The sequence below is a fragment of the Pseudogemmobacter sp. TB195 genome, assembly GCF_058313095.1.
The window spans coordinates 1-607 of the sequence record NZ_JBZEGG010000149.1; the positions used below are offsets into that span (position 1 = coordinate 1).

At 66.4% G+C, this 607-nt stretch carries 1 protein-coding gene; it reads left to right on the forward strand.

The window, feature by feature from the left end:
- The coding region (locus tag AC4FS3_RS29090; protein WP_491023432.1) for an AMP-binding enzyme at window positions 1-569 on the forward strand (569 nt) is incomplete at its 5' end.
- Between the last annotated feature and the right edge of the window lie 38 nt (window positions 570-607).

Sequence of the window (607 nt, forward strand, 5' to 3'; positions counted from 1 at the left end):
GCTTCATGGGCGCGCCCAACCAGGTCTACGAAGTCGCCATCCTTGATGAGGACGACAACCGCCTGCCGCCTGGCGAAGTCGGCCAGCTGGCGTTCCGCCCGCGTTATCCGGGTCTGCTGCTGCTGGAATATTTCGGCAAGCCGGAAGCCACGGCCAGGGTGCTGCGCACCTGCTGGTTCCACACCGGCGACGCCTGCCGCGAACTGCCGGAGATGCCTGGCGTCTACAGTTTCGTCGACCGCATGGGCGGCTTCTTCCGCGTGCGCGGCGAGAACGTCTCGTCCTACGAGGTGGAGGCGCTGCTGGCCCGCCACGACAAGGTGCGCGCCGCCGCCGCCGTGCCGGTGCCGGCGCGCGAGGGCTCGGAGGAGGACATCGCCGTGTTCATCGAGCTGGTCGAGGGCGAGATCATGGACGAGGCGGAGCTGCGCGAGCACGCCCGGGCGATGATGCCGAAATACATGCAGCCCGCCCATGTGCGCTTCATCGACGCCCTGCCGCTGACGCCGACCAGCAAGATCGAGAAGTACAAGCTGAAACGCCAGATCATGGAAGAACTCGGCCTCTGATCCGGCAGCCGGAACAACCAGGAAGAACCCATGACCCT